This is a genomic window from Roseomonas sp. TAS13 (assembly GCF_001950415.1).
In the GTDB taxonomy this organism is placed as follows: Bacteria; Pseudomonadota; Alphaproteobacteria; order Acetobacterales; family Acetobacteraceae; genus Roseomonas; species Roseomonas mucosa.
The window spans coordinates 1-5,370 of record NZ_BDLP01000301.1; the positions used below are offsets into that span (position 1 = coordinate 1).

The window sequence follows — 5,370 nt, forward strand, 5'->3', positions numbered from 1 at the left end:
GCCCGGCCTCCCGTCCAGGGCCTCGACCGCGTTCTGCACGAGGTTCACCAGCACCTGCTCCAGCCGCACCCGCTCGGCGCGCACGCAAAGCTCCTCCGGCACGTCCAGAACCACCGCGACGGCATCCTGGCGCAGCCGGTGGCCCAGCAGCAGCAGCGCCGCCTCCGCCGCCGCCCGCACCGGCACGCTTTCCAGGCTGCCCCCGGCCTTGCGGGCGAAGCCGCGCAGCCCCCCGGTGATGGCGCCGATCCGCTCGGTCAGCCCGGCGATGGTGCCGAGGCCGCGAGTGGCCGAGGCGGCGTCGCCCCGTTCCAGGAAGAGCCGCGCATTGTCGGCGAAGGAGCGGATCGCCGCCACCGGCTGGTTGATCTCATGCGCCACGCTGGCGGTGATCTGCCCCAGGATGGCCAGCTTGTTGGCCTGCACCAGATCGTCGCGCAGCCGGTGGATGGCGGCCTCGGCGCGCTGCCGCTCCTCGCCCTCCGCCCGCAGGCTGGCATTGGCCCGCTCCAGCTCGGCGGTGCGGAGGCGGACCTCGGCCTCCAGCTCCTCCCGCTGCCGCCGCTGCCGCGCCATGTCCAGCCCCAGGCGGCGGCGGCGGCGCAGCGTCAGCCAGGCGAGGAGCAGCGCCAGCAGCCCCGCCAGCAGCGTCAACAGCCGCGCCGCGGCGGTGGCCAGCTCCACCGGCACCCGGGTCGGAGTCAGCAGGTGCAGGGTCCAGTCCGTGCTGGGCACCGGGACGCGGGTGAGGAGGAAGCTTTCCGTCGCGGCGCCGGGCAGGCGCAGGCGAACAGGAGCCTCCGCCCCCGGCGAGCCGGCATCCGGCAGCGGCAGCGGCGCCAGCGGCGCCAGCGGCGCGTCGCCGAACTGCAGGCTCTCGCGGATGCGCCGGCGCTCCTCCTCCGGAAGCGGCACGATGGCGCGGAAGCGCCAGGCCGGCTCGCTGGTGACCAGCACGACGCCCGCCCGGTCGGTGACCAGCACCGGCTGGTGCAGCGGCCGCCAGCCCTCCTCCACGCGGTCGAACAGCGTCTTCACCACGATGACGCCGAGCGTCCGGGGACCGGCGGTGCCAGGGAAGGGCGGCGCGTCGATCCGGCGGGCGAGGTAGAGGCCCGGCTGGTGGCTGGCGGTGCCCAGGGCGAAATGCTCGGCCGAGCCCCGTTCCATGGAAAGCCGGGCATAGGGCCGGAAGCTGTAGTCGTTGCCGACGAAGCTGTCCTCCTGCCGCCAGTTGCTCGCCGCCAGGGTCATGCCCTGTGCGTCGAGCGCGTAGATCACCCCGGCGCCCGTGCTTCCGCTGAGCGACTCCAGCTTGGCGTTCAGCGCGCCCAGCAGGGCGGGGTCGCGGGTTTCCAGGGCCCGCCGCAGGTCCGGGTCGCTGGCCAGCACCACCGGCAGGCTGCGCTGCTTGTCGATCTCGCTGCGCAGCAGGGCCATGCGCAGCTCCGCCTCGGCCCGGGCGCTGGTCCGCAGGTCGGACAAGGCGATGCGGGTGGCGAGGCCATCGGCCACCCGGTCCAGCAGGAGAAGGAGCAGCAGCGGCAGCAGCAGCCAGGCGATGCGGCGCCACCGGAGGTGCCACCGGGAGCGCCGCCTCACGGGCTGCCGTGCGGGGCCGGGAAGGGCTTCTCTCATCCGGCGCCAGGCTGTGTGGAAATCCGCACTACCGCGTCCGGGACTGTGTGGAGAACCGCATCGCCCTGCCGCCGATGCTGCATTGCGGCATGAAATATCTTATAGAAGATGAAGGGGTTAGCATCGCCTATCCTTCCGCGCGTCTCCTGGCACGGGCCTTGCCGTAGGCCCCGTGAACGCCGGCCTCCGGCGTGACGTCGGAAACCGGAACGCCGCGCCCCGCAGAGGACGCGGCCCAGCACAGGGGCGAGAAGCATCCAATGGCCATTGTCCAACCCACCGCCGTGGCCGTGCCACGCAAGCCGAAGAAGCTCTACCAGCAGCTCTACGTGCAGGTGCTCTTCGCGATCACCGTCGGCATCCTGCTCGGCCATTTCTACCCGTCCTTCGCCCAGGAGATGAAGCCGCTCGGCGATGCCTTCATCAAGCTGGTGAAGATGATCATCGCCCCGGTGATCTTCCTGACCGTGGTGACCGGCATCGCCGGCATGCGCGACATGGGCAAGGTCGGGCGCGTCGCCGGCAAGGCGATGCTCTACTTCATCACCTTCTCCACCATGGCGCTGATCATCGGCATGATCGTGGCCAACGTGATCCGGCCGGGCGCGGGGCTGAACATCGACCCGGCCTCGCTCGATCCCAAGGCCGTGGCCGGCTACGCCGCCAAGGCGCATGAGACGAGCATCACCGGCTTCCTGATGAACATCATCCCGAACACGCCGGTCAGCGCCTTCGAATCCGGCGACATCCTGCAGGTGCTGTTCTTCTCCGTGCTGCTCGGCATCGCGCTCTCCCTGGTGGGGGAGAAGGCCGATCCGCTGATGAACGTGCTGAACTCGCTCTCCGCCGGCATCTTCAAGCTGGTGGCGATCCTGATGAAGGCCGCCCCGATCGGCGCCTTCGGCGCCATGGCCTTCACCATCGGCCGCTACGGCATCGGCTCCATCGCCAACCTGGCGATGCTGATCGCCACCTTCTACCTGACCTCGCTGCTCTTCGTGCTGGTCGTGCTGGGCGCGGTCGCCCGCTACAACGGCTTCTCCATCCTGGCGCTGATCCGCTACATCAAGGAGGAACTGCTGCTGGTGCTGGGCACCTCCTCCTCCGAGGCCGCGCTGCCCGCCCTGATGGAGAAGATGGAGAAGGCCGGCTGCGCCAAGTCCGTGGTCGGGCTGGTGGTGCCGACGGGCTATTCCTTCAACCTCGACGGCACGAACATCTACATGACCATGGCGGCGCTCTTCATCGCCCAGGCCGTGGGCATCGACCTCAGCATCTGGGACCAGATCCTGCTGCTGCTGGTGGCCATGCTCTCCTCCAAGGGCGCGGCCGGCATCACCGGCGCGGGCTTCATCACCCTGGCCGCGACGCTTTCCGTGGTGCCCTCCGTGCCGGTCGCCGGCATGGCGCTGATCCTGGGCATCGACCGCTTCATGTCCGAGTGCCGCGCCTTGACCAACTTCGTCGGCAACGCGGTGGCGACGGTCGTGGTGGCGCGCTGGGAAGGCGAGCTGGACCGCGCGAAGCTGAACGCCGCCCTGTCCGGCCAGGCCGAGGAGAAGGTGGTCCTCGCCGCCCCGGTGCCGGCCGCCGAGTAGGGGCCGGGCCGCATCCGGAAGAATGGAACGGGGCGCCCGCCAGGGCGCCCCGTTTCCGTCTGGCGCCGTCAGTCCAGCGCCACCACCAGCTTGCCGAAGTTCTTCCCCGACAGCAGGCCCGCGAAGGCCCCGGGCGCGTTGCGCAGCCCGTGCACCACATCCTCGCGGTACGTCAGCACCCCCTCGCGCAGCCAGCGCGCCCCGGTCTCGCGCCAGACGGGAAACTGCCGCGGATGATCGCCCACGATGAAGCCGCGGATGCTGAGCTTGTTCCGCACCGCGCTCATCAGGTTCGGGCCGGGGGCGGGGGTGCCGTCATTGTATTCCGCGACCATGCCGCACATGGCCACGCGGGCGAAGGGGTTCAGCAGAGGCCAGACCGCCCGCTGCACGGCGCCCCCGACATTCTCGAAATAGACGTCGATCCCGCGCGGGCAGGCTTCCGCCAGCGCGGCCGGAAGATCCTCGCCCCGGTGATCGACGCAGGCATCGAAGCCGAGCTCGTCCCGCACATAGGCGCATTTCTCCGCGCCCCCGGCGATGCCCACGACCCGCGCGCCCATGCGCCGCGCGATCTGTCCGGCCACGGCGCCCACCGCGCCGGAGGCTGCCGCGACCACGAAGGTCTCGCCCGGCTTGACCGGCGCGATCTCGGTGCAGCCCACCCAGGCGGTCGTGCCGGGCATGCCCAGCACACCCAGATAAGCGGAAGGCGGGGCGGCCTCCGCATCCACCGGCACCAGCAGGTGCGGCGGCACGGAGCAGTAGTGCTGCCAGCCCCTGCCGCCCAGGACCCAGGTGCCGGGCTCGAAGCCAGGGCCGGACACGACCTGCCCGACGCTCTGCCCCTCCATCACCGCGCCCAGCGCGACCGGCGGGGCATAGGATTTCGTGTCGTTCATCCGGCCGCGCATATAGGGGTCGAGCGACAGGAAGCGGTTGCGCACAAGCACCTCGCCCGGGGCGGGCTGCGGGACCGGCGCTTCCTCGTAGACCAGGTCTTCCGTGGTGGGGATGCCGGTGGGGCGCCGGGCCAGACGGATCAGCGGGTTCGTCTCGGTCATGATGCGCATACACTCCATTGTGTCTTCGGGGCCGGACCCGCCCGGTTGCGGGATCGTCCGCCCCCGGCGGCAAGATGGGGCGGTATGTCCCATGGGTGGAGGGGGAGATGGCGGGGGTGGGCACGCTTCCGGCCCGGCCCCACATCGGGTAGCGATGCGGGCCCGCCAGCGGGACAAGGGCGGCAACAGGACGGAACACAGGCATGAGCGGACCCAGGCGAATCATCGGGCTGGCGGGCTGGAGCGGCGCCGGCAAGACCACCCTGCTGACCCGCCTGATCCCCAGCCTGAACGCGCGGGGCGTCTCCGTCTCGACGCTCAAGCACGCGCACCACGATTTCGACGTGGACCAGCCGGGCAAGGACAGCCACAGCCACCGGATGGCCGGGGCGCGGCAGGTGCTGGTCTCCTCGACCCGCCGCTGGGCGCTGATGACCGAGCTGCGCGACGCCCCGGAACCCGGCCTGGCCTTCCTCCTGTCCCGCCTGTCGCCGGTGGACCTCGTGGTGGTCGAGGGCTTCAAGCGCGACCTCCACCCGAAGCTGGAGGTCTTCCGCGCCGCCAACGGCCGCCCCTGGCTGCATCCGGAAGACCCGGCCATCCGCGCCGTGGTCTCCGACGCGCCGCCGCCGGGCGGCCTGCCCCATGCCGGGTTGGACGAGATCGAGCGCGTGGCCGACCTCGTGCTGGAATTCGCCGCCCCTTGGCCCGGCTGAGCAACGACTGCTTCGCCAGCGGCGACGGCTCGCTGACGCTGGCGGAGGCGGAGGCGCTGATCGCCCGCCTGCCGCCCCTGGCGGGCGGGGCCGAGGCCGTCCCGTTGCTGGCCGCGCGCGGGCGGGTGCTGGCGGAGGACATCGTCGCGCCCATCGACCTGCCGCCCTTCGGCAACAGCGCCATGGACGGCTATGCCTTCGCCGGGGCCGATCTGGGGCCGGAAGGCGGCTGGCTGCCGCTGGCCGGCCGGGTGGCGGCGGGCGACGCGGCGGCCCCCCTGCCGCCGGGCCACGCCGCCCGCATCCTGACGGGCGCGCCACTGCCGCCCGGCGCGGATACGGTGATGATGCAGG

At 71.7% G+C, this 5,370-nt stretch carries 4 protein-coding genes and 1 pseudogene; 3 read left to right on the plus strand and 2 right to left on the minus strand.

Annotation, left to right across the window (positions count from 1 at the left end; genetic code table 11):
- Positions 1–1,602 (minus strand): sensor histidine kinase (locus tag ROTAS13_RS18625; protein WP_075823068.1); only part of this gene is annotated, 1,602 nt, incomplete at its 3' end.
- 296 nt (positions 1,603–1,898) lie between these two features.
- Between ROTAS13_RS18625 and ROTAS13_RS18630 the strand changes: the two genes are divergently transcribed.
- Positions 1,899–3,236: a dicarboxylate/amino acid:cation symporter gene (locus ROTAS13_RS18630; protein ID WP_075823069.1), complete on the plus strand. Its 1,338-nt coding sequence runs from the start codon at positions 1,899–1,901 to the stop codon at positions 3,234–3,236.
- Between the two features lie 68 nt (positions 3,237–3,304).
- On the opposite strand, the gene ROTAS13_RS18635 is transcribed toward ROTAS13_RS18630, so the two are convergent.
- The gene (locus ROTAS13_RS18635; protein WP_083755608.1) at positions 3,305–4,309 is read right to left on the minus strand and encodes an NADP-dependent oxidoreductase; all 1,005 of its coding nucleotides are present in this window, start codon (positions 4,307–4,309) and stop codon (positions 3,305–3,307) included.
- Positions 4,310–4,503: 194 nt separating this feature from the next.
- Here ROTAS13_RS18635 and mobB point away from each other — a divergent pair, with 194 nt between their 5' ends.
- Positions 4,504–5,016, plus strand: a complete 513-nt coding sequence (gene mobB / locus ROTAS13_RS18640; protein WP_075823070.1) for a molybdopterin-guanine dinucleotide biosynthesis protein B — start codon at positions 4,504–4,506, stop codon at positions 5,014–5,016.
- Positions 5,004–5,370: pseudogene (locus ROTAS13_RS18645) on the plus strand (molybdopterin molybdenumtransferase MoeA); the annotation flags it as partial. The gene mobB and the pseudogene ROTAS13_RS18645, both read left to right, overlap by 13 nt.